This window comes from Thalassovita sp. (assembly GCF_965218685.1).
GTDB lineage: Bacteria > Pseudomonadota > Alphaproteobacteria > Rhodobacterales > Rhodobacteraceae > Thalassobius.
Genome location: NZ_OZ244657.1, coordinates 325,549 through 349,497, shown reverse-complemented (window position 1 = coordinate 349,497; position 23,949 = coordinate 325,549). Strand labels below are relative to the sequence as shown.

Here is a 23,949-nt window from a genome sequence, read left to right as displayed (position 1 = left end):
CGCGCGCCAGAACGGGGCTGCGGCTTGCCGTGCCAGATTTTGGGCGCTACACAGCATTTATGAGCGACCTGCTGGATGACCCCAACATGAACCCCACTGAACTGGCCGAGCCGCTGCGCCGCGCCATTGGTGACCGTTACCTGACCTATGCACTGAGCACGATCATGCACCGGGCCTTGCCCGATGCGCGTGACGGGCTGAAACCGGTGCATCGGCGAATCCTTTACGCCATGCGCGAGCTGCGACTCACTTCGAGCGGGGGGTTCCGGAAATCCGCGAAAATCAGCGGTGACGTGATGGGCAACTATCACCCGCATGGTGATGCTGCGATCTATGACGCGATGGCGCGTCTGGCGCAGGATTTCGCGGTGCGCTATCCGCTGGTGGACGGGCAGGGGAACTTTGGAAATATCGACGGGGACAACCCTGCTGCCAGCCGATACACCGAGGCGCGGATGACCGCCGCCGCCGAGGCTTTGCTGGAGGGGCTGAACGAAAACGCCGTCGATTACCGCGAGAATTACGATGGCACGCTGACCGAACCGGTTGTGCTGCCTGCAGCCTTCCCGAACCTTCTGGCCAACGGGTCCAGCGGGATCGCGGTGGGGATGGCGACGAACATTCCGCCGCACAATATCGAAGAGCTGTGCAACGCCTGTCTGCATCTGATCAAGGCCCCCGATGCGCGCGACGACACGCTGCTGCAATATGTGCCGGGGCCGGATTTCCCAACGGGCGGTGTGATCGTCGAGCCCAAGGAAAATATCGCCAAGGCCTATCGCACCGGGCGCGGCAGTTTCCGCCTGCGCTGCAAATGGGAGATCGAGGATCTGGGCCGCGGCCAATGGCAGATCGTCGTCACCGAGATTCCCTATCAGGTGCAAAAATCCAAGCTGATCGAGAAACTGGCCGAGGTCATCCAGACCAAGAAGGTGCCGATCCTTGCCGATGTGCGCGATGAATCCGCCGATGACATCCGCCTGATCCTGGAACCCAAGTCGAAAAACGTGGACCCGCAGCTGTTGATGGGCGCGCTGTTCCGCAACACTGATCTTGAGGTCCGTTTCAGCCTGAACATGAACGTGCTTATCGACGGGGTTACGCCCAAGGTCTGCTCGCTCAAGGAAGTGCTGCGCGCCTTTCTGGATCACCGCCGTGACGTGCTGCAACGCCGCTCGCGTCACCGGCTGGACAAGATTGATCACCGTCTGGAAGTGCTGGAAGGTTTCATCATCGCATTCCTGAACCTGGATCGCGTGATCGATATCATCCGATACGATGATGATCCCAAGGCCGCGCTGATGGCTGAAAACTGGGGTGTGAAACACGCGCGCGCCGCGACCGAGGCGGACTATCGCTCGCCGTTGCCTGCCTCGGGTGAAGGTGAATTGTCTGAGGTTCAGGCCGAAGCGATCCTGAACATGCGTCTGCGCAGTCTGCGCCGTCTGGAAGAGATCGAGCTGGTCAAGGAACGCGACGCCCTGATGGAGGAACGCGCGAACCTCGAGGACCTGCTGGCCGACGAAGGGCTGCAATGGGCCCGGATTGCCGAAGAACTGCGCGAGACCCGCAAGAAATTCGGCAAGGATTATGAACGCGGCAGCCGTCTGAGCCAATTCGCCGAAGCCACCGAAGCCGAAGAGGTCCCGCTGGAGGCGATGATCGAACGCGAGCCGATCACGGTTGTTTGCTCGCAAATGGGCTGGGTCCGCGCGATGACCGGCCATATCGACCTGAACCGCGAATTGAAGTTCAAGGACGGCGACGGGCCGCGCTTTATCTTCCATGCGGAGACCACCGATAAACTGTTGGTTTTTGCTTCGACCGGACGGTTCTACACGGTGCAGGCCAGTAATCTGCCAGGTGGGCGCGGCATGGGCGAGCCCCTGCGCCTGATGGTGGATCTTCCGAACGAGGCTGAGATCGTCGATTTGTTCATTCACAAACCAGGGCAGAAGCTGCTGGTCGCCTCCTCCGAGGGCAATGGGTTTGCCGTGAACGAGGACGAAATCCTGGCGCAAACCCGAACGGGCAAACAGGTGCTGAACGTGGGCAAGGATGCGCGCGCGCAGCTGGTCCGGCCCATCGCTGGGGACCACGTGGCGATTGTCAGCCTGAACGGCAAATTCCTGGTCTTCCCGACTTCGGAACTGCCGGAAATGGCGCGGGGCAAGGGCGTGCGCCTGCAGAAATACAACATGGCGCGGGGGCGGCAAGGGACGCTGGAGCTGGACGGCGGTCTAAGCGACATCACCACTTTCAACTGGTCTGAGGGGCTGAGTTGGGAGATGGGTGGCGGCAAGACCCGCCACGAGCCGGACTTGACCGAGTGGCTGGGCAAACGCGCGGGAGTTGGCAAGAAGCCACCTTATGGGTTCCCGCGCAATTTCAGGTTCAGCTAAGCGGTGCGCGCTGAAGCGCGCGCTGGATATCTCGTCATCGGCCTTTGGCCTCTTCCTCGGGTTGTCGCGTGGGTCAGACGTGTTCGGCTTGCAACCAGACGCCGCCTTGAGGGCGTAGTGTAAGGATCATCACCGGGTCAGGTTGTTTGCCAGGAACGGGTGTGAAGTGGAAGCGGGAAAGAAGCGTCGCGAGGATAATCACCGCCTCCTGGATTGCGAAACTTGCGCCAATGCAAATCCGCGGGCCGTCCCCGAAGGGCAGGTAGGTGAAACGCTGGATCTGCTTGCGATCGGCAAAGCGGTCGGGGTTGAAACTGTCGGGATCGGGCCAGAGTTGATGGCTGCGGTGCAGGGCATAGATCGGCAGGATCACGGTGTCGCCCGGACGAATTGCGCGCCCGCCAAGCGTGTCGGATTTTAGCGCGGTGCGCGAGACCAGCGCAGCGGGGGGATAGAGGCGCAGGGCCTCGTCGATGATCATGCGGGTGAAGGGCAGGCTGGCGACGTCCTGCGCGGTGGCGGTGCGGCCTGAGAGCACCGATTGCGCCTCGGATCGGGCGCGATCCTGCACGGTTTGATCGAAGGCGCAAAGATAGAGCGCCCAGGACAGGGTCAGGGCCGTGGTTTCGTGCCCGGCGACGATGAAGGCAAGCAGGTTGTCGCGCAGCTCGGCTGTGTTCATGGCGCGTTTGGTATCTGGGTCTTCGCCGGCCAGAAGCAGGTCCAGAAGGTCGGGAACCTTGGCGGCGGGGGCGGCCTTGCGCGATTCGATGGCTTGGTCGGCCATGGACTTCATCTGTTTCACCGCGCGGCCGGCAAAGAGCCGGTTGGGTCGCGGAAACCATGCTGGGGCGCCGATCATGTCCAGAAGGCTGACGCGGCCGGCCTCGGCGATATACTGGTCGATAGCGCCATGAACAGCGGCGCGGTCGAACCCCTGATCACCCGAGAAGGTCACGTCGCTGATCACCTCGAATGTGGCGCGGACCATTTCGTCATACATGTTAAGGGCTCGCGGCATGGCCGAGGTGATGCGAGTGGTGGCGTTCTGGGCGGCGGCGCTCATGATCGGGCCCAGGTTTGTGACGTTGCGATGCGAAAAGACAGGGGCCGCCGCGCGCCTTTGCCAGCGCCAGTGCGCGCCCTCGGCGACGAACAGTGACTCGCCAATCGCGGGACGCAGCAGGTTCTTGGTGACGTCAGACTTGGGGTAGTCATCCAGCTTTTCAATGAGCACCCGTTTCAGCGCCTCGGGGTCCATTACCATGTGCCAGCGTTTGCCGGTCTTGCCGCTGACCATGGGCTGACGGGTGGCGATTTCGGGGATAATCGACAGAATGTTGCGCCGGGCCGCGGCCAGGCTGCCGAAAATTCCCATCGGTTCAGTCACCAGCGGGACGCGCACGGGAGTGGGTGTTGGATTGGGCATGGTCTTCTCCGATCGTGGTGAAGACTATAGGGCAGGGCGCGCGCAGGCAAAGTGCCGCCTGCAAGATTGCGCTGCGTGGTCCCATACAGTATCCCAAGTCAACCTGACTGCCGGAGTTCCCAATGCTGCGTTTCCTTGCCGTGATTTTTCTGCTTCTTGGGCTAAGCGCCTGCGCGAACCCGAACGATCTGGATCAGCCGCCTGTTGATCTGGGCGCGTTCAAGCTGGGGCACAATATCGTGGTGGCGCCGAAAGCGACCAAGGGGCCGGTCTCGCGCGATGCCTCTGCGGAAGAATGGGTGGCCTCGTTGACCGAGGCCATGGCCGAGCGGTTCGGGCGCTACGAAGGCGAAAGGCTGGTTCACTTCGGCATCTCGGTCGAGGGATTCGTTCTGGCGCAGCCCGGTATTCCGGTCGTTGCGTCTCCGAAATCGGTGTTGATCATCAATTTGACCGTCTGGGATGACAAGGCGGGCGCCAAGCTGAATGAAAAACCGCAGCAAATTACGGTGTTGGAGAGCTTTTCGGGCAAAAGCTTCGTTGGATCGGGTCTGACGCAAAGCAAGGAAGAGCAAATGTTGAACCTGTCACGCAATGCGGCCAAACAGGTCGAGGAATTCCTGGTTAGAATGCACGCCGAAGAGGGCTGGTTTGCGCCGTCCCGGCCTGCGGATGAGGCCTTGGATCAGGGCTGATTCCGCCGCGCTGGGCCAAACCGGTCCAAAGCGCGTGAAATCACTGGGTTTGCAGCAGTAACCAAGGCTTGATTTCCGCTTCTCAAACCAATAAATCGGCCTCCGAAGATCAAACCGGGCCAATGGGGCCCCCAAATGCGAGGCGCCATAAGATGGCAAAGGAAAAGTTTGAGCGTAGCAAACCGCACGTTAACATCGGCACCATTGGTCACGTTGACCACGGTAAGACCACTCTGACTGCAGCGATCACCAAGTATTTTGGTGACTTCAAAGCGTATGACCAGATTGATGGCGCGCCCGAAGAGAAAGCCCGCGGTATCACCATCTCGACCGCGCACGTGGAATACGAGACCGACGCGCGTCACTACGCGCACGTCGACTGCCCCGGCCACGCTGACTATGTGAAGAACATGATCACCGGTGCGGCGCAGATGGACGGCGGTATCCTGGTTGTGAACGCAGCCGACGGCCCGATGCCCCAGACCCGCGAGCACATCCTGTTGGCGCGTCAGGTTGGTGTGCCTGCTCTGGTCGTGTTCATGAACAAAGTTGACCAGGTTGACGACGAAGAGCTGCTGGAGCTGGTGGAAATGGAAATCCGCGAGCTGCTGTCCGAATACGACTTCCCCGGTGACGATATCCCGATCATCGCAGGTTCGGCCCTGGCCGCAATGGAAGGCCGTGACCCGGAAATCGGCGAGAACAAGATCCGCGAACTGATGGAAGCCGTTGATTCGTACATCCCCGAGCCCGAGCGTGCCATCGACCAGCCGTTCCTGATGCCGATCGAAGACGTGTTCTCGATCTCGGGCCGTGGTACTGTTGTGACCGGCCGTGTGGAGCGTGGCGTGATCAACGTTGGTGACGAGATTGAAATCGTCGGCATCAAAGACACCACCAAAACCACCTGTACCGGTGTTGAAATGTTCCGCAAGCTGCTGGATCGCGGCGAAGCCGGCGACAACATCGGCGCCCTGCTGCGCGGCATCGACCGCGAGTCGGTTGAGCGTGGCCAGGTTCTGTGTGCCCCCGGTTCGGTGAACCCGCACACCAAGTTCGAAGCCGAGGTCTACATCCTGACCAAGGAAGAAGGCGGCCGTCACACTCCGTTCTTCGCGAACTACCGTCCGCAGTTCTACTTCCGTACCACGGACGTGACCGGCACCTGCATCCTGCCCGAGGGCACCGAGATGGTGATGCCCGGCGACAACCTGAAACTGTCGGCCGAGCTGATCTGCCCGATCGCGATGGAAGAAGGCCTGCGCTTCGCCATCCGCGAAGGTGGCCGCACCGTCGGTTCGGGTGTTGTCTCGAAAATCATCGAGTGATCCTGATCACATCGACTTAAAGAAGGGCCGCTCAAAAGAGCGGCCCTTTTTGCATGCCACGGGGAATTGCAGAGGCTTGATGGTGCCGGTTTGGTCTGTATCCTGATCGCGCCAATCAGACCGGAGCCCCCGATGGAACCTTCCTTTGTGACCTATGCTTTCGCTTTGCAGGGGGACGACCGCGGACCTGTGCAGTCCGAGGATGTCCTGGTGCAGACCTTGCGCGCTGATGCGCCTGCCTGGGTCCACCTGGATGGGACCGGCCACGGTGTCGACACATGGATCGCAGAGCATCTGGATTACCTTGACCCGCAGGCGATTGAGGCGCTTTTGGATGCGGACACCCGCCCGCGTATGAATGTTTTGGGCAGCGGCATGATGCTGATCCTGCGCGAGATCAACCTCAACGAGGGGGAAGACCCCGAGGACATGGTCTCAGTCAGGATGTGGGTCGACGCGCATCGAATCGTGACGATCTCGCGTCGGCGGGTGCGGGCGATCGAAAACATCAGCCGCGCCCTGGGGGCCGGCGGCGGCCCTGAAACCGCGGGGGCCTTTCTTGTTCATCTGGTCGAACATCTGACGCAGAACATCGCCCGGTTTCAAAGCGAGCTGGATGCAAATGCCGAAGAGCTGGAGCACAAGGTCATCGCGCACGGGGGCGAGGCCCTGCGCCGGCAGGTGGTAGATATGAGGCTGCAGATTATTGCGGCGCGCCGTTACATGGGCCCGCAACGGGACGCGCTGGCCTCGATCATCGCGGCGCCTTTGGACCTGATTGATAAGACCACTCGCCGCGAAATCCAGGAAGAGCACGTCAAGATGACCCGCGTCGTCGAGGACATGGACGAGCTGCGCGATCAGGCGATGATCCTGCGTGAGGAACTGTCTGGCCATTTGTCCGACCGGCTGAACCGCAACATGTTTGTTCTGTCTTTGCTAAGCGTGGTTTTTCTGCCCCTAGGGTTTCTGACCGGACTGTTCGGCGTGAACGTGGCCGGGCTGCCGGGGCTGCAGGACCAGGATGCGTTCTGGTGGCTGTGCGGGGCCATGGGGGTGTTGGTGATGTTGCAGTTGCTGTTGTTCTGGCGCCTGCGCTGGATTGGACGGGGCGGTTAGCGACCCGTCGCGGAAACTCTACCCGGATTTCCTAGGATCGGGCGGTTTTCGCTCTTGAAATCCCTTCTGCGATTCCGTAACAGTCCACCCACTTTAGGGGTATAGCTCAGCTGGTAGAGCGACGGTCTCCAAAACCGTAGGTCCCGGGTTCGAACCCTGGTGCCCCTGCCATTTCTCTTTCACACCGATCCGATCGCCCGAAACCTTCTGGCCGGTTCTCGGATTTCCACGCCTTCAAAGGTTGCCGCCCGCGCGCAGGGCTTGAATTCCTGCGGCATGGGGCGTATGTGACGCAGCAATCTGATCAGATAAAGATGCGAAAACATGGCACGTACAAACCCGCTACAATTCATTCAGCAAACCCGTTCGGAAGTGGGCAAGGTCGTCTGGCCGACCCGCCGAGAGGTTCTGCTGACCACCGTGATGGTGTTCGTCATGGCCTCGTTGACGGCCGTGTTCTTTGCACTGGTCGACATGCTGATCCGCGGCGGTCTGCGCGGTCTGCTGTCGCTGTTCGGCTGACAGGAAAAAGCCCTGTAACAACGCGGCTAGGGTTGATTAATTCAGCCCGTGGCGGTAGGTGACAGGCCTGATCCGATCCATGGCGTGCGGCGATTCGTGTTGCACGCCGATTTTTTGTTTCGGACAGGGGCGGGCAACCGCCTGACTGGATTAAGAATTTGGCCCTCTGTGGCCTTGGGATGCAAGGACTGAATCGTCATGGCAAAGCGTTGGTACTCGGTGAGCGTTCTCTCGAACTTCGAGAAGAAAATTGCCGAGCAGATCAGGACCGCTGTCATCGAAAACGGTCTGGAAGACCAGATCGAAGAAGTGCTGGTCCCCACCGAAGAAGTGATCGAAGTGCGTCGCGGCAAGAAAATCACGACCGAGCGCCGCTTCATGCCCGGCTATGTGCTGGTGCGCATGGAGATGTCGGATCAGGGCTATCACCTGATCAGCTCGATCAACCGCGTCACTGGTTTCCTGGGCCCGCAGGGGCGCCCGATGCCGATGCGCGACGCCGAGGTAAACCAGATCCTGAACCGCGTGCAGGAAGGCGAAGAAGCCCCGCGCACCCTGATCAACTTCGAAGTTGGTGAGAAGGTGAAGGTCAACGACGGCCCGTTCGAAGATTTCGATGGCATGATCGAAGAAGTCGACGACGACAACCAGCGCCTGAAGGTGTCGGTTTCGATCTTTGGCCGGGAAACCCCGGTCGAACTGGAATTCACTCAGGTCACCAAACAGACCTGAGCCTGAACCGTGGGAGGATCCGGGCGCGCGCGTCCGGCCGGACCACACAACTGAGAGCCTAAGGAACGCGTTCCAAGGGCGTTGGAAAAAGGAGAGGCCAAATGGCCAAGAAACTGGTTGGTACGCTGAAGCTGCAGATCCCTGCAGGTCAAGCAAACCCGTCGCCGCCCGTGGGTCCTGCCCTGGGTCAGCGTGGCATTAACATCATGGAATTCTGCAAGGCGTTCAACGCCAAAACGCAGGAAATGGAAAACGGCGCCCCGTGCCCGACCATCATCAACTACTATCAGGACAAGTCCTTCACCATGGACATCAAGACGCCCCCAGCGTCTTACTACCTGAAGAAAGCTGCTGGTCTGAAGCCCGTCGGCAAGCGTAACCGTCCCCGTGGTGCTGAAAACCCCGGTCGTGAAGTGGTCGCTACCGTGACCGCCGCTCAGGTCAAAGAAATCGCAGAAGCGAAAATGAAAGACCTGAACGCCAACGACGTTGAAGGCGCAATGCAGATCATCTTGGGCTCGGCCCGCTCCATGGGCATTGAGGTGAAGTAAGATGGCAAAACTCGGAAAACGCACCGCCGCTGCTCGTGAAGCATTTGCTGGCAAAACCGACGTCTCGGTCGAAGATGCTGTCGCACTGGTCAAGGCAAACGCCACCGCCAAGTTCGACGAAACCGTCGAAATCGCAATGAACCTGGGTGTTGACCCCCGCCACGCGGACCAGATGGTCCGCGGCGTGGTTTCGCTGCCCAACGGCACCGGCAAGACTGTTCGCGTCGCTGTGTTCGCACGTGGCCCCAAAGCCGAAGAAGCTCAGGCCGCTGGCGCTGACATCGTGGGTGCCGAGGACCTGATGGAAACCATCCAGGGCGGCACCATTGAATTCGATCGTTGCATCGCAACCCCGGACATGATGCCCGTCGTTGGCCGTCTGGGTAAGATCCTGGGCCCGCGCAACCTGATGCCGAACCCCAAAGTTGGCACCGTGACCATGGATGTGAAAGCAGCCGTGGAAGCAGCCAAAGGCGGCGAAGTGCAGTTCAAGGCTGAAAAAGCCGGTGTTGTGCACGCAGGTGTCGGCAAAGCCTCGTTCGACGAAGCCAAGCTGGTCGAAAACGTCAAAGCGTTCGTAAGCGCCGTAGCCAAGGCCAAGCCTGCAGGTGCCAAAGGCGCCTACATGAAAAAAGTCGCGATCTCCTCGACCATGGGTCCGGGCGTTTCGATCGACCTGGGCAGCGTCACCTCTGAATAAGAGAGACGCTTGTCACCAATACGGAAAGGCGCCCCTTCGCGGGCGCCTTTTTGTTTGCGCAAAGGCTGGCCGAGACGGGCAAAAGACAAAAAGCGTGAAAAAACATGCCAACATGTGCTAATATCCCCCAGTCAAACCGCGCGGACCACATCACCGCGCCGACAGGGCGGAGCCCCGCAAAGGTACGCACGGCCTGTTTGCTTTTTGTCAAGGGAAGTGGCTTCGCCCCCTTGCGGAAGGTGCGATTTGCCCTTAGTTAAACTCTCGCTGATCAGCGTGCGATTCGTCGTGCGCTGTTTTGCATTCGTCCAAGACGGTGGGTGAGAGGAGTGTCCTTTCTTAATTTCCTGCCTGAGACGGGAAAAACCGGATTAGCCGCGGGTAACCTCGGGTGGTCTTGGCATTGCCCCGTAGTCGGACATAGCTGCCGGTCGCAAGGCCGGCTCAACTGAGCCGGGGGGCAACCCCCAAATTTGGAGTAAAACTGTGGATAGAGCCCAAAAAGAGAAGGTGGTCGAGGAACTCGGCCAGATCTTTGACAGCTCTGGCGTTGTGGTCGTAGCCCATTACGCAGGTCTCACGGTTGCCGAGATGCAGGACCTGCGCGCACGCATGCGTGATGCGGGCGGTGCCGTACGTGTCGCCAAGAACAGGCTCGCCAAGATCGCCCTCGACGGAAAGCCCTGCGCAAGCATTGCAGACCTGCTGACGGGTATGACCGTTCTAACCTATTCCGAGGACCCCGTGGCAGCAGCCAAGGTGGCCGAGGACTTCGCCAAGGATAACAAGAATTTTGAAATTCTTGGTGGCGCAATGGGTGAGAACGCTCTGGACCGTGCTGGTGTCACGGCCGTGTCGAAAATGCCTTCGCGCGAGGAGCTTATTGCCTCGATCGTTGGTTGTATCGGCGCACCGGCCTCGAACATCGCCGGCGCCATTGGCGCACCTGCTTCGAACATCGCCTCCATTCTGTCTACCATCGAGGAAAAGGCAGAGGCGGCGTAAGCAACCTTTTGATCTGCGTGGGGTCAAAACCTTCACGTTGGAACACATACCTACAAACGGAAAGAGTCTAAAATGGCTGATCTGAAAAAACTGGCAGAAGAGATCGTTGGTCTGACCCTGCTGGAAGCACAAGAACTGAAAACCATCCTGAAAGACGAGTACGGCATCGAGCCCGCCGCTGGCGGCGCCGTCATGGTCGCAGGTGCTGCTGACGCCGGTGGCGCAGCTGAAGAAGAGAAGACTGAATTCGACGTCATCCTGCTGGAAGCTGGCGCTTCGAAAATCAACGTCATCAAAGAAGTCCGCGGCATCACCGGCCTGGGCCTGAAAGAAGCCAAAGAGCTGGTCGAAGCCGGCGGCAAAGCCGTCAAAGAGCAGGTTTCGAAAGACGAAGCAGAAGAGATCAAAGGCAAGCTGGAAGCAGCTGGCGCCAAGGTCGAACTGAAGTAATAAACGCCGGGGCAACCCGGATGTTTGTTCAGGCTGGGCCCGGAGTTTTCCGGGTCCAGCCATACCTGTCTTGGTAAAGGCTTTTGCGAAAGTCTTTTCCTGGGAGAGGTTCGAGGATCGGGAGGCTTCTGGTGGGACAGAGGCCGGGAATTGATCAGAACATCCCTGTTTCGGATGAACGTGCTGCCGGGGCCCGACGGCTGGCGCGATCAGAGGTGAAACGAAAGGTGACATCGACCATGGCTCAGAGCTTCCTTGGCCAGAAACGTCTGCGTAAATATTTCGGCAAAATCCGCGAAGTGCTGGAGATGCCGAACCTTATCGAGGTTCAGAAATCCTCGTATGATTTGTTCCTGCGTTCCGGTGACGCGCTTCAGCCGACTGACGGCGAAGGCATCATGGGCGTGTTCCAATCGGTGTTCCCGATCAAGGACTTTAACGAAACGGCAATCCTGGAGTTCGTGAAATACGAGCTGGAAAAGCCGAAATACGACGTTGACGAATGTATGCAGCGCGACATGACCTATGGCGCACCGCTAAAGGTCACCCTGCGTCTGATCGTGTTCGATATCGACGAAGATACCGGCGCCAAATCGGTGAAGGACATCAAGGAACAGGACGTTTTCATGGGCGACATGCCCCTGATGACTCCGAATGGGACGTTCATCGTGAACGGTACCGAACGTGTGATCGTGTCCCAGATGCACCGTTCGCCCGGCGTGTTCTTTGACCACGACAAAGGCAAGACCCACAGCTCGGGTAAGCTGCTTTTTGCCTGCCGCATCATTCCCTATCGCGGCTCGTGGCTGGACTTTGAGTTCGACGCCAAGGACATCGTATTTGCGCGCATCGACCGTCGCCGCAAACTGCCTGTGACCACCCTTCTGTATGCGCTGGGTCTGGACCAGGAAGCGATCTGTGACGCCTACTATGACACCGTCACTTACACTCTGCGCAAAGGCGAAGGTTGGGAAACCAAGTTCTTCCCGCAGCGCGTCCGCGGCACCCGTCCCACCGAGGATCTGATCGACGCCGCGACCGGCGAAGTGATCTGCGAAGCGGGCAAGAAAATGACCCCCCGCGCGGTCAAAAAGATCATCGACGAAGGCAAGATCACCGATCTTCTGGTCCCCTTCAGCGCGATCGTTGGCAAATTTGTCTCCAAGGACATCATCAACGAGGAAACCGGCGCGATCTATGTCGAAGCTGGCGACGAGCTGACGCTGGAGATGGACAAAGACGGTGAGATCACCGGCGGCACCCTGCAAGATCTGATCGACGCAGGCGTCACCGAGATCCCCGTTCTGGATATCGACAACGTCAACGTTGGCCCCTACATCCGCAACACTCTGGCGCAGGATAAAAACTCGGGTCGCGAAACCGCCCTGATGGACATCTACCGCGTCATGCGTCCCGGCGAACCGCCGACCGTTGATGCAGCAAGCGCGCTTTTCGACACGCTGTTCTTCGATTCCGAACGTTACGATCTGTCCGCCGTTGGCCGCGTGAAAATGAACATGCGCCTGGCCTTGGACAAGGAAGACACCCAGCGGACCCTGGATCGCGAAGACATCGTTCAGTGCATCAAGGCCCTGGTCGAGCTGCGCGACGGTAAAGGCGACATCGACGACATCGACCACCTGGGCAACCGTCGTGTTCGCTCGGTTGGCGAGCTGATGGAAAACCAGTACCGCGTCGGCCTGCTGCGCATGGAGCGCGCGATCAAGGAACGTATGTCCTCGGTCGAGATCGACACCGTGATGCCGCAGGATCTGATCAACGCGAAACCCGCCGCTGCGGCCGTGCGTGAATTCTTCGGCTCTTCGCAGCTGTCGCAGTTCATGGACCAAACCAACCCGCTGTCGGAAGTCACCCACAAACGCCGCCTGTCGGCGCTTGGGCCGGGTGGTCTGACGCGTGAACGTGCTGGCTTTGAGGTTCGCGACGTGCACCCGACCCACTATGGTCGGATGTGCCCGATTGAAACGCCTGAAGGTCCGAACATTGGTCTTATCAACTCGCTGGCGACCTTTGCCCGCGTGAACAAATACGGCTTCATCGAGACCCCGTATCGCGTGGTCAAAGAAACCAAGGTGACCGACGAAGTTCACTACATGTCCGCGACCGAGGAAATGCGTCACACGGTGGCTCAGGCCAACGCGACCCTCGACGAGGACGGCAAGTTCGTGAACGATCTGGTGTCGACCCGTCAGTCGGGGGATTACACCCTTGCGCCGCGCGAAAACGTGGACTTGATCGACGTGTCGCCGAAGCAGTTGGTCTCGGTCGCTGCCTCGCTGATCCCGTTCCTGGAAAACGACGATGCTAACCGCGCTCTGATGGGGTCGAACATGCAACGTCAGGCCGTGCCGTTGTTGCGCGCCGAGGCGCCGCTGGTCGGCACCGGGATCGAAGAAGTTGTGGCTCGCGATTCTGGTGCGGCCATCATGGCCGAGCGTGGCGGTATCATCGACCAGGTCGATGCACAGCGTATCGTGATCCGCGCCACCGAGGATCTGGAACTGGGCGACGCCGGTGTGGATATCTACCGGATGCGCAAATTCCAGCGTTCGAACCAGAACACCTGCATCAACCAGCGTCCGCTGGTGAAGGTGGGCGACACCGTGACCAAGGGCGAAGTGATTGCCGATGGTCCGTCGACCGATATCGGTGAACTGGCGCTGGGTAAGAACGTGATCGTCGCGTTCATGCCCTGGAACGGCTACAACTACGAAGACTCGATCCTGATCAGCGAACGTATTGCGCGTGACGACGTGTTTACCTCGATCCACATCGAGGAATTCGAAGTCGCCGCCCGTGACACCAAGCTGGGCCCGGAAGAGATCACCCGTGACATCCCCAACGTCGGTGAAGAAGCGCTGCGCAACCTCGACGAGGCTGGCATCGTTTACATCGGTGCGGACGTTGAACCGGGCGACATTCTGGTCGGTAAGATCACCCCCAAAGGTGAATCGCCGATGACCCCCGAAGAGAAGCTGCTGCGCGCCATCTTTGGTGAGAAAGCTTCGGACGTGCGCGATACCTCGCTGCGTGTGAAACCGGGTGACTACGGTACCGTCGTCGAGGTTCGCGTCTTCAACCGGCATGGTGTGGAAAAAGACGAACGTGCCCTGCAGATCGAACGGGAAGAGGTCGAACGCCTGGCCCGTGACCGTGATGACGAGCTGGCAATCCTGGATCGCAACATCTATGCCCGTCTGAAAGGCATGATCCTGGGTAAAACCGCTGTCAAAGGCCCCAAAGGCGTGAAGGCAAACTCGGAAATCACCGAGGAATTGCTGGACAGCCTGACCCGCGGCCAATGGTGGCAGCTGGCCCTGGAAGAAGAAGCTGACGCCCAGGTTGTCGAGGCTCTGCACGAACAATACGAAGTGCAGAAACGTGCTCTGGACGCCCGTTTCGAGGACAAGGTCGAAAAAGTCCGCCGTGGCGACGATCTGCCCCCGGGTGTGATGAAAATGGTCAAGGTGTTCATCGCGGTGAAGCGTAAGCTGCAGCCGGGTGACAAAATGGCTGGTCGTCACGGGAACAAAGGTGTGATCTCGCGCGTGGTTCCGATGGAGGACATGCCGTTCCTCGAAGACGGGACCCCGGTCGATTTCTGTCTGAATCCGCTGGGTGTGCCTTCGCGTATGAACGTTGGTCAGATTCTGGAAACCCACATGGGCTGGGCCTCGCGTGGTCTGGGCCTGAAGATCGACGACGCTCTGCAAGAGTATCGCCGTTCGGGTGATCTGACGCCGGTTCGCGAAGCAATGCATCATGCCTATGGTGACGACGTCTATGACGAAGGCATCGCAGGCATGGACGAAGGTCAGCTGCTGGAGGCCGCAGGCAACGTGACCCGCGGTGTTCCGATTGCAACGCCCGTCTTTGACGGCGCGAAAGAGGCTGACGTGAACGACGCCCTGATGCGGGCTGGCTTCAGCGAAAGCGGCCAGTCGATCCTGTTCGACGGTCGCACTGGTGAACAGTTCGCGCGTCCGGTGACGGTGGGTATCAAGTACCTGCTGAAACTGCACCACCTGGTCGACGACAAGATCCACGCGCGTTCGACTGGTCCGTACTCGCTTGTTACTCAGCAGCCGCTGGGTGGTAAGGCGCAGTTCGGTGGTCAGCGCTTTGGTGAGATGGAAGTCTGGGCCCTGGAAGCTTACGGCGCCGCCTACACTCTGCAGGAAATGCTGACGGTGAAATCGGATGACGTGGCTGGCCGGACGAAAGTCTACGAGTCGATCGTCAAAGGCGAGGACAACTTCGAAGCCGGCGTGCCGGAATCGTTCAACGTTCTTGTCAAAGAAGTTCGCGGCCTCGGCCTGAACATGGAACTCCTGGATGCGGAGGGTGAGGAATAAGGGCCCTTGGCCCAATTCCCCCCACCCATCTGCAAGAATTTGAGGTATCAAAATGAACCAGGAACTGACTAACAACCCGTTCAACCCGCTGACCCCGCCCAAGGTTTTCGACGAAATCAAGGTGTCGCTGGCCAGCCCGGAACGGATCCTTTCGTGGTCGTACGGCGAAATCAAAAAGCCCGAAACCATCAACTACCGGACGTTCAAGCCTGAACGTGACGGCCTGTTCTGTGCACGTATCTTTGGCCCGATCAAAGATTACGAATGTCTGTGCGGCAAATATAAGCGCATGAAATATCGCGGCGTTGTCTGCGAAAAATGTGGTGTCGAGGTGACGCTGCAGAAGGTCCGCCGCGAACGCATGGGCCACATCGAACTGGCCGCGCCCGTTGCGCATATCTGGTTCCTGAAATCGCTGCCCAGCCGCATCGGCCTGATGCTGGACATGACGCTGCGGGATCTGGAACGCGTTCTCTACTTTGAAAACTACGTCGTTATCGAGCCCGGTCTGACCGACCTGCAATACGGCCAGATGATGAGCGAAGAAGAGTACATGGATGCGCAGGACGCGTATGGCATGGACGCCTTCACCGCCAACATCGGTGCCGAAGCGATCCGCGAAATGCTTGCGGCCATCGACCTGGAAGCCGAAGCCGAACAGCTGCGTGCTGATCTGGCCGAAGCCACCGGCGAACTGAAGCCCAAGAAAATCATCAAGCGCCTGAAAGTTGTGGAATCCTTCTTGGAATCCGGCAACCGCCCGGAGTGGATGGTTCTGACCGTGATCCCCGTGATCCCGCCGGAACTGCGCCCGCTGGTGCCTCTGGATGGTGGTCGTTTCGCGACTTCGGATCTGAACGATCTGTATCGCCGTGTGATCAACCGGAACAACCGTCTGAAGCGCCTGATTGAACTGCGCGCGCCTGACATCATCGTCCGAAACGAAAAGCGGATGTTGCAGGAATCGGTTGATGCTCTGTTTGACAACGGCCGTCGCGGCCGCGTGATCACCGGCGCCAACAAGCGTCCGCTGAAATCGCTGTCCGACATGCTGAAGGGTAAGCAGGGCCGCTTCCGTCAGAACCTTTTGGGTAAACGCGTCGACTTCTCGGGTCGTTCGGTGATTGTGACCGGCCCCGAGCTGAAGCTGCACCAATGTGGTCTGCCCAAGAAGATGGCGCTGGAGCTGTTCAAGCCCTTCATCTACTCGCGACTGGAGGCCAAGGGCCTGTCCAGCACCGTGAAACAGGCGAAGAAGCTGGTTGAAAAAGAGCGTCCCGAGGTTTGGGATATCCTGGACGAGGTCATCCGCGAGCATCCGGTTCTGCTGAACCGCGCGCCCACGCTGCACCGTCTGGGCATCCAAGCGTTCGAACCCACGCTGATCGAAGGTAAGGCCATCCAGCTGCACCCGCTGGTCTGCTCGGCGTTCAACGCTGACTTTGACGGCGACCAGATGGCCGTGCACGTCCCGCTGAGCCTTGAGGCACAGCTGGAAGCGCGTGTTCTGATGATGTCGACGAACAACGTTCTGTCGCCTGCAAACGGCGCGCCGATCATCGTTCCGTCGCAGGATATGATCTTGGGTCTGTACTACACGACCATCGAACGCGAAGGCATGAAGGGCGAAGGCATGACCTTCGGCTCGATCGAAGAGGTGCAATACGCGCTGGATACCGGTGTGGTTCACCTGCACTCGAAAATCGTCGCGCGCATTCCTCAGATTGACGAGGAAGGTAACGAGGTGCTCAAGCGCTTTGAAACCACCCCTGGCCGTGTCCGTCTGGGTGCGCTGCTGCCGCAGAACGCCAAGGCGCCTTTCGATCTGGTGAACACGCTGCTGCGTAAGAAAGACGTGCAGAAAGTTATCGACACGGTCTATCGCTACTGCGGTCAGAAAGAGTCGGTCATCTTCTGTGACCAGATCATGTCGATGGGTTTCAAAGAGGCGTTCAAGGCCGGCATCTCGTTCGGTAAGGACGACATGGTGATCCCCGACAACAAGTGGGAGATCGTCGAAGATACCCGCGGTCAGGTGAAAGACTTTGAACAACAGTACATGGACGGCCTGATCACTCAGGGCGAAAAGTACAACAAAGTTGTGGATGCTTGGTCGAAGTGTAACGACAAGGTCACCGATGCGATGATGGGAACCATCTCGGCTGAGAAACGCGACGAAAACGGCGCAGTCATGGAACCGAACTCGGTTTACATGATGGCTCACTCGGGTGCGCGTGGCTCGGTTACGCAGATGAAACAGCTGGGCGGTATGCGCGGCCTGATGGCTAAGCCGAACGGCGACATCATCGAGACCCCGATCATCTCGAACTTTAAAGAAGGCCTGACCGTGCTTGAGTACTTCAACTCGACTCACGGTGCTCGTAAAGGTCTGTCGGATACCGCTCTGAAGACGGCAAACTCGGGTTATTTGACCCGTCGTCTGGTTGACGTTGCGCAGGATTGCATCGTGCGTGAAATCGACTGTGGTACCGAGCGTTCGATCACCGCCGAAGCGGCTGTGAACGACGGCGAAGTCGTGGCGACGCTGGGCGAACGTATTCTGGGTCGTGTCGCTGCAGGTGACATCCTGGTGCCCGGAACCGAAGAGGTTCTGATCGCCGAGGGTGCGCTGATCGACGAACGGATGGCTGACTCGGTCGAGGAAGCAGGCGTTCAGTCCGCACGTATCCGCAGCCCGCTGACCTGTGAGGCCGAAGATGGCGTTTGTGCCATGTGCTATGGTCGTGACCTGGCGCGCGGTACCCGCGTGAACACCGGTGAGGCCGTCGGCATCATCGCGGCTCAGTCGATTGGTGAACCCGGTACACAGCTGACGATGCGGACCTTCCACATCGGCGGCGTTGCCCAGGGTGGCCAGCAGTCGTTCCAGGAAGCAAGCCAGGAAGGCCAGATCTCGTTCGAAAACCCGCAGCTGCTGACCAACGCCAATGGCGAAATTCTGGTTATCGGCCGGAACATGAAACTGCGGATCATGGACGAGCATGGTGAAGAACGCGCCAGCCACAAGCTGGGCTACGGCACCAAGCTGTTTGTGACCGACGGTCAGACCATTGCCCGCGGTGACAAGCTGTTCGAATGGGATCCCTATACCCTGCCGATCATCGCCGAGAAGGACGCAACCGCCAAATTCGTTGACCTGGTCAGCGGTGTGGCCGTGCGTGACGAAACCGATGATGCAACCGGTATGACCCAGAAGATCGTGATCGACTGGCGCTCTGCCGCCAAAGGTAACGAACTTAAGCCAGAGATCATTCTGCTGGACGGCGATGGTGAGCCTGTGCGCAATGATGCGGGCAACCCGATCACCTATCCGATGTCTGTGGACGCTGTCCTGTCGGTCGAAGACGGTCAGGAAGTCAAAGCCGGTGACGTTGTCGCGCGTATCCCGCGTGAAGGCGCCAAAACCAAGGACATCACCGGTGGTCTGCCGCGTGTGGCTGAACTGTTCGAAGCCCGTCGTCCCAAGGACCACGCGATCATCGCGGAACTTGATGGTCACGTCCGTTTCGGCCGCGACTACAAGAACAAGCGTCGCATCGCGATCGATCCTGTGGACGAAAGCCGTGAGCCCGTCGAATACATGGTGCCCAAGGGCAAGCACATCCCGGTGCAGGAAGGCGACTTCGTGCAGAAGGGCGACTATATCATGGACGGCAACCCCGCGCCGCATGACATCCTGGCCATCATGGGTGTCGAAGCGCTGGCGAACTACATGATCGACGAAGTGCAGGACGTGTACCGACTGCAGGGCGTGAAGATCAACGACAAACACGTCGAGGTCATCGTGCGCCAGATGCTGCAGAAATGGGAAGTCTCGGACAGCGGTGAAACCACGCTGCTGAAGGGCGAACATGTCGACAAGGCCGAGTTTGACGCCGCCAACCAGAAAGCTCTGGATAAAGGCGGACGTCCGGCTCAGGGCGAGCCGATCCTCTTGGGGATCACCAAGGCTTCGTTGCAGACCCGTTCGTTCATCTCGGCGGCGTCGTTCCAGGAAACCACCCGCGTTCTGACCGAAGCCTCGGTTCAGGGTAAACGCGACAAGCTGGTTGGCCTGAAAGAGAACGTCATCGTGGGTCGTCTGATCCCGGCCGGTACCGGTGGGGCCACCATGCGCGTGCGCCACATTGCGCAGTCGCGTGACAACGTGGTCATCGAAGCCCGCCGCGAAGAAGCCGAGGCCGCTGCTCAGCTGGCCGCTCCGGTGGACGACGTGGTTGGTGGTGACGACTTCGACACCCTGGTCCAGACCCCGGAAAGCCGCGAAGAATAATCGCAGCTGAAACGCATTCCAAAGGCCCTCGGAGAAATCCGGGGGCCTTTGTCGTTGCAGACCCGTAGTATTCCGGTGGGGCTGGACGAGGCAGGGCATTCAGCGCAAAGCTGCATCGACCAATCAGAGGAGCCGACGGCTTTGAACCTATCTGCCAACATGCGCGGTGCGCTCTTGATGATGTGCTCGATGGCGGCCTTCACGCTGAACGACACGTTTCTGAAAGAGCTGGCGGGGCAGGTGCATCTGTTTCAGGTCCTGGCGTTGCGCGGGGCATTGACCACGGTTTTGATCGCGATCGTTGCCTGGCGGATGGGGGCCCTGCATTTCCGTATCCCACGCGGTGATCAATGGCTGATTGGTTTGCGCATGGTGGCCGAGGTCGGCGCGGCCTATTTCTTTCTGACCGCCTTGTTCAACATGCCGATCGCCAACGTGACGGCGATCTTGCAGTCAATTCCGCTGGCCGTGACCCTGTGCGCTTCTTTGCTGTTCGGCGAGGCCTTGGGATGGCGCAGGATGATCGCAATCATGGTCGGCTTTGCCGGGGTGATGCTGATTGTTCAGCCGGGCGGGGCAGGGTTCAACGGCTACTCGATCTACGCACTGATTGCGGTGGGGTTTGTGGTCCTGCGGGATTTGGTGACCCGCCGGCTAAGCGGATCGACGCATTCACTGACCGTGACCTTTGCGACGACCATCGCCGTGACGGTGTCTTTCGGCGCGGCCAGCGTGACTGTAGACTGGGTGCCGATGAACACGGACCAAATTCTGCTGATCGTGAAATCGTCGGTGATGGTCATGGCGGCTTATCTGTTCTCGGTGATGGTCATGCGTGTGGGCGAGGTGTCGTTCGTGTCGCCTTTCCGGTATACCGGCCTGCTGTGGGCCTTGGGATTGGGATGGTATGTGTTCGACGAATGGCCCAGCCAGTTAGAGCTGACTGGCGCCGGAATCGTCGTGGCCAGTGGGGTCTTCATGCTGTACCGCGAGGGCGTGGCCGCGCGCAGACAGGCAAGGGCCCTGGCCAAGAGCAGCTAAGGGCAGGGGCGCTGTTGACACCGGTCGCGACTCCGCATATACGCGCGTCCATCCGGCACCTTGGGGTTCGCCCCATATCGCCGAATTCAAATCTGTAGTGGCCAAGATCCAAGCAATTTTGCAGCTTTGATCCTCTGGGAACTCACCGCGTCGTTTACCTCGGTACGGAAACGATTGCGGTTTTTGTCTTTGCGGGCGTGTCATGCGTCTGAACTGAAATCGCCAGGGGCTTCGGCTGTTGGCAACACAAGAGTAGGAAACGGGGACCGCCCAATGCCAACGATCCAACAGCTGATCCGCAAACCGCGTCAGCCCAAAGTCAAACGTTCGAAGTCCATGCACCTGGAGCAGTGTCCCCAGAAGCGTGGCGTTTGCACCCGTGTGTACACCACCACACCGAAAAAGCCGAACTCGGCCATGCGTAAAGTTGCGAAGGTTCGCCTGACCAACGGTTTCGAGGTCATCTCGTACATCCCCGGTGAAAGCCACAACCTTCAGGAACACTCGGTTGTTCTGATCCGTGGCGGCCGTGTGAAAGACCTTCCGGGTGTCCGTTACCACATTCTGCGTGGTGTTCTGGATACCCAGGGCGTCAAAGACCGTAAGCAGCGTCGTTCGAAATACGGCGCCAAGCGTCCTAAGTAAGGAGATCTCAGAATGTCTCGTCGTCACGCTGCTGAGAAGCGCGAAGTTCTGCCCGACGCCAAATATGGCGATCGCGTGCTGACCAAGTTCATGAACAACCTGATGATCGATGGTAAAAAATCGGTCGCAGAAAAAATCGTCTACAACGCGCTGGATCGTGTTGAAGGCAAAGTCAAACGCGCCCCTGTCGAGGTCTTCCACGAAGCCCTGGACAACGTGAAACCCGCCGTCGAGGTTCGCTCGCGTCGTGTGGGTGGTGCCACCTACCAGGTTCCCGTCGAAGTTCGTCCCGAGCGTCGCGAAGCCCTGGCGATCCGTTGGCTGATCACTGCCGCACGCGGTCGCAACGAAAACACCATGGAAGAGCGCCTGGCAGGTGAACTGCTGGATGCCGTCAATGGTCGTGGTACTGCTGTTAAAAAGCGCGAAGATACTCATAAGATGGCCGACGCGAACAAAGCGTTCAGCCATTATCGCTGGTAATCCCCAAAGGACTGTAGACCAATGGCACGCGAATATCCGCTCGACCGTTACCGTAACTTCGGTATCATGGCGCACATCGATGCAGGTAAAACCACCTGCTCCGAGCGTATCCTGTATTACACCGGCAAATCCCACAACATCGGTGAGGTGCACGACGGTGCAGCCACCATGGACTGGATGGAGCAGGAACAGGAACGCGGGATCACCATCACCTCGGCTGCGACCACCACCTTCTGGGAACGCACCGAAGATGGCGAAACTGCTGAAACTGAAAAGCACCGCCTGAACATCATCGACACCCCCGGCCACGTTGACTTCACCATTGAAGTTGAACGCTCGCTGGCGGTTCTTGATGGTGCCGTTTGTGTTCTGGACGCAAACGCCGGTGTTGAGCCTCAGACCGAAACCGTGTGGCGTCAGGCTGACCGCTACAAGGTTCCGCGCATGGTGTTCGTCAACAAGATGGACAAAATCGGCGCTGACTTCTTCAACTGTGTGAAGATGATCGAAGACCGTACCGGCGCTCGTGCGATCCCGGTTGGTATTCCGATTGGTGCCGAAACCGAGCTGGAAGGCCTGGTTGACCTGGTGACCATGGAAGAGTGGCTGTGGCAGGGCGAAGATCTGGGTGCATCCTGGATCAAAGCTCCGATCCGTCCCGAGCTGCAGGACATGGCCGCCGAATGGCGCGAAAAAATGGTCGAGGCTGCCGTCGAAGAAGACGAAGAAGCCATGATGGAATACCTGGAAGGCAACGAGCCCGACGTGCCCACCCTGCGCAAACTGCTGCGCAAGGGCACCCTGGCTCTGAACTTTGTGCCTGTTCTGGGTGGTTCGGCGTTCAAAAACAAAGGCGTGCAGCCCCTGCTGAACGCTGTGATCGACTATCTGCCCAGCCCGCTGGACGTTGTTGATTACATGGGCTTTAAACCCGGCGACGAAAACGAAGAACGGAACATCGCGCGTCGTGCAGACGACGAGATGGCCTTCTCGGGTCTGGCGTTCAAAATCATGAACGACCCCTTCGTTGGCTCGCTGACCTTCACCCGTATCTACTCGGGCACCCTGAGCAAGGGTGGCACCATGCTGAACTCGACCAAAGGCAAAAAAGAGCGTATCGGTCGTATGATGATGATGCACTCGAACGATCGTGAAGAGATCGAAGAGGCATTCGCAGGCGACATCATCGCTCTGGCCGGTTTGAAGGACACCACCACTGGTGACACCCTGTGTGATCCCAAGGATCCGGTTGTTCTGGAAACCATGACCTTCCCCGATCCTGTGATCGAGATTGCCGTGGAGCCCAAAACCAAGGGTGACCAAGAGAAGATGTCGCAAGGTCTGGCCCGCCTGGCCGCCGAAGACCCCTCCTTCCGTGTGGAAACTGACCTGGAATCGGGCCAGACCATCATGAAAGGCATGGGCGAACTTCACCTGGACATCCTGGTTGACCGTCTGAAGCGTGAATTCAAGGTTGAAGCAAACATCGGTGCGCCGCAGGTGGCCTACCGTGAAACCATCAGCCACGAAGCCGAAGTTGACTACACCCACAAGAAACAGTCGGGTGGTTCGGGTCAGTTCGCGCGCATCAAAATGGTCATCACTCCGACCGAGGCCGGCGAAGGCTACTCGTTCGAGTCGAAGATCGTCGGTGGTTCGGTTCCCAAGGAATACATCCCCGGTGTGGAAAAAGGCATCCAGTCCGTCATGGACAGCGGCCCTCTGGCTGGCTTCCCCGTGATCGACTTCAAGGTTGCCCTGATCGATGGTGCATACCACGACGTTGACTCGAGCGTTCTGGCGTTCGAAATCGCGGCCCGTGCAGGCATGCGTGAAGGTCTGAAAAAGGCCGGCGCGAAACTGCTGGAACCGATGATGAAGGTCGAGGTTATCACCCCCGAAGAATACACCGGTGGCATCATCGGCGACCTGACTTCGCGTCGTGGTCAGGTTTCGGGTCAGGAACCCCGTGGTAACGCGATCGCGATTGACGCGAACGTGCCGCTGGCCAACATGTTCGGCTACATCAACACTCTGCGTTCGATGTCGTCGGGCCGTGCCCAGTTCACCATGCAGTTCTCGCACTACGATCCCGTTCCGCAGAACATCTCGGACGAGATCCAGGCTAAATACGCATAACAGCGGTGGGCCAGTGGCCCACCCTACCCCCAACAGTA

The 23,949-nt window shown here is 59.0% G+C and carries 17 protein-coding genes and 1 tRNA gene; 17 read left to right on the top strand and 1 reads right to left on the bottom strand.

The window, feature by feature from the left end:
- Positions 1-59 precede the first annotated feature (59 nt).
- Positions 60-2,402: a DNA topoisomerase IV subunit A gene (locus tag ACOQOQ_RS01890; RefSeq protein WP_420568464.1), complete on the top strand. Its 2,343-nt coding sequence runs from the start codon at positions 60-62 to the stop codon at positions 2,400-2,402.
- 73 nt (positions 2,403-2,475) lie between these two features.
- Here the strand turns inward: ACOQOQ_RS01890 and ACOQOQ_RS01885 are convergent, their stop codons facing one another.
- Complete coding sequence (locus tag ACOQOQ_RS01885; protein WP_420568463.1) at positions 2,476-3,831, bottom strand: cytochrome P450; 1,356 nt, start codon at positions 3,829-3,831, stop codon at positions 2,476-2,478.
- Positions 3,832-3,953: 122 nt separating this feature from the next.
- Here ACOQOQ_RS01885 and ACOQOQ_RS01880 point away from each other — a divergent pair, with 122 nt between their 5' ends.
- The 16 genes from ACOQOQ_RS01880 to fusA all read left to right on the top strand — a co-directional run bounded on the left by ACOQOQ_RS01880 (position 3,954) and on the right by fusA (position 23,911).
- A complete protein-coding gene (locus tag ACOQOQ_RS01880; RefSeq protein ID WP_420568462.1) occupies positions 3,954-4,526 on the top strand; it encodes a hypothetical protein in 573 nt (190 codons plus the stop codon).
- A gap of 152 nt (positions 4,527-4,678) precedes the next feature.
- Positions 4,679-5,854 carry an elongation factor Tu gene (tuf, locus tag ACOQOQ_RS01875; RefSeq protein WP_420568450.1) on the top strand — a complete coding sequence of 392 codons (1,176 nt, stop codon included), beginning with the start codon at positions 4,679-4,681 and terminating at the stop codon, positions 5,852-5,854.
- 132 nt (positions 5,855-5,986) lie between these two features.
- Positions 5,987-6,973, top strand: coding sequence for a zinc transporter ZntB (locus ACOQOQ_RS01870; RefSeq protein ID WP_420568461.1), 987 nt, complete (start codon positions 5,987-5,989; stop codon positions 6,971-6,973).
- 95 nt (positions 6,974-7,068) lie between these two features.
- Positions 7,069-7,144, top strand: a tRNA-Trp gene (locus tag ACOQOQ_RS01865).
- Between the two features lie 153 nt (positions 7,145-7,297).
- A complete protein-coding gene (secE, locus tag ACOQOQ_RS01860) occupies positions 7,298-7,495 on the top strand; it encodes a preprotein translocase subunit SecE (RefSeq protein ID WP_420568460.1) in 198 nt (65 codons plus the stop codon).
- Positions 7,496-7,693: 198 nt separating this feature from the next.
- Positions 7,694-8,227, top strand: a complete 534-nt coding sequence (gene nusG, locus ACOQOQ_RS01855) for a transcription termination/antitermination protein NusG (RefSeq protein WP_420568459.1) — start codon at positions 7,694-7,696, stop codon at positions 8,225-8,227.
- Positions 8,228-8,328: 101 nt separating this feature from the next.
- The gene (rplK, locus tag ACOQOQ_RS01850) at positions 8,329-8,778 is read left to right on the top strand and encodes a 50S ribosomal protein L11 (RefSeq protein ID WP_420568458.1); all 450 of its coding nucleotides are present in this window, start codon (positions 8,329-8,331) and stop codon (positions 8,776-8,778) included.
- A 1-nt stretch (position 8,779) separates the two neighbouring features.
- Positions 8,780-9,478: a 50S ribosomal protein L1 gene (rplA, locus tag ACOQOQ_RS01845; RefSeq protein WP_420568457.1), complete on the top strand. Its 699-nt coding sequence runs from the start codon at positions 8,780-8,782 to the stop codon at positions 9,476-9,478.
- 486 nt (positions 9,479-9,964) lie between these two features.
- Positions 9,965-10,483 carry a 50S ribosomal protein L10 gene (rplJ, locus tag ACOQOQ_RS01840; RefSeq protein ID WP_420568456.1) on the top strand — a complete coding sequence of 173 codons (519 nt, stop codon included), beginning with the start codon at positions 9,965-9,967 and terminating at the stop codon, positions 10,481-10,483.
- Between the two features lie 72 nt (positions 10,484-10,555).
- On the top strand, positions 10,556-10,933 hold the full coding sequence (rplL, locus tag ACOQOQ_RS01835; protein ID WP_420568455.1) for a 50S ribosomal protein L7/L12: 378 nt from the start codon (positions 10,556-10,558) through the stop codon (positions 10,931-10,933).
- Positions 10,934-11,172: 239 nt separating this feature from the next.
- Positions 11,173-15,309, top strand: coding sequence for a DNA-directed RNA polymerase subunit beta (rpoB, locus tag ACOQOQ_RS01830; protein WP_420569712.1), 4,137 nt, complete (start codon positions 11,173-11,175; stop codon positions 15,307-15,309).
- Positions 15,310-15,361: 52 nt separating this feature from the next.
- Positions 15,362-19,603, top strand: a complete 4,242-nt coding sequence (gene rpoC, locus ACOQOQ_RS01825; RefSeq protein ID WP_420568454.1) for a DNA-directed RNA polymerase subunit beta' — start codon at positions 15,362-15,364, stop codon at positions 19,601-19,603.
- A 54-nt stretch (positions 19,604-19,657) separates the two neighbouring features.
- The gene (locus ACOQOQ_RS01820) at positions 19,658-20,644 is read left to right on the top strand and encodes a DMT family transporter (protein ID WP_420568453.1); all 987 of its coding nucleotides are present in this window, start codon (positions 19,658-19,660) and stop codon (positions 20,642-20,644) included.
- A gap of 273 nt (positions 20,645-20,917) precedes the next feature.
- Entirely contained in the window at positions 20,918-21,289 is a 372-nt protein-coding gene (gene rpsL / locus ACOQOQ_RS01815; protein ID WP_005621086.1) for a 30S ribosomal protein S12, read from the top strand.
- A 12-nt stretch (positions 21,290-21,301) separates the two neighbouring features.
- The gene (rpsG, locus tag ACOQOQ_RS01810; RefSeq protein WP_420568452.1) at positions 21,302-21,772 is read left to right on the top strand and encodes a 30S ribosomal protein S7; all 471 of its coding nucleotides are present in this window, start codon (positions 21,302-21,304) and stop codon (positions 21,770-21,772) included.
- 21 nt (positions 21,773-21,793) lie between these two features.
- A complete protein-coding gene (gene fusA / locus ACOQOQ_RS01805) occupies positions 21,794-23,911 on the top strand; it encodes an elongation factor G (RefSeq protein WP_420568451.1) in 2,118 nt (705 codons plus the stop codon).
- The last annotated feature ends 38 nt before the right edge of the window (positions 23,912-23,949 follow it).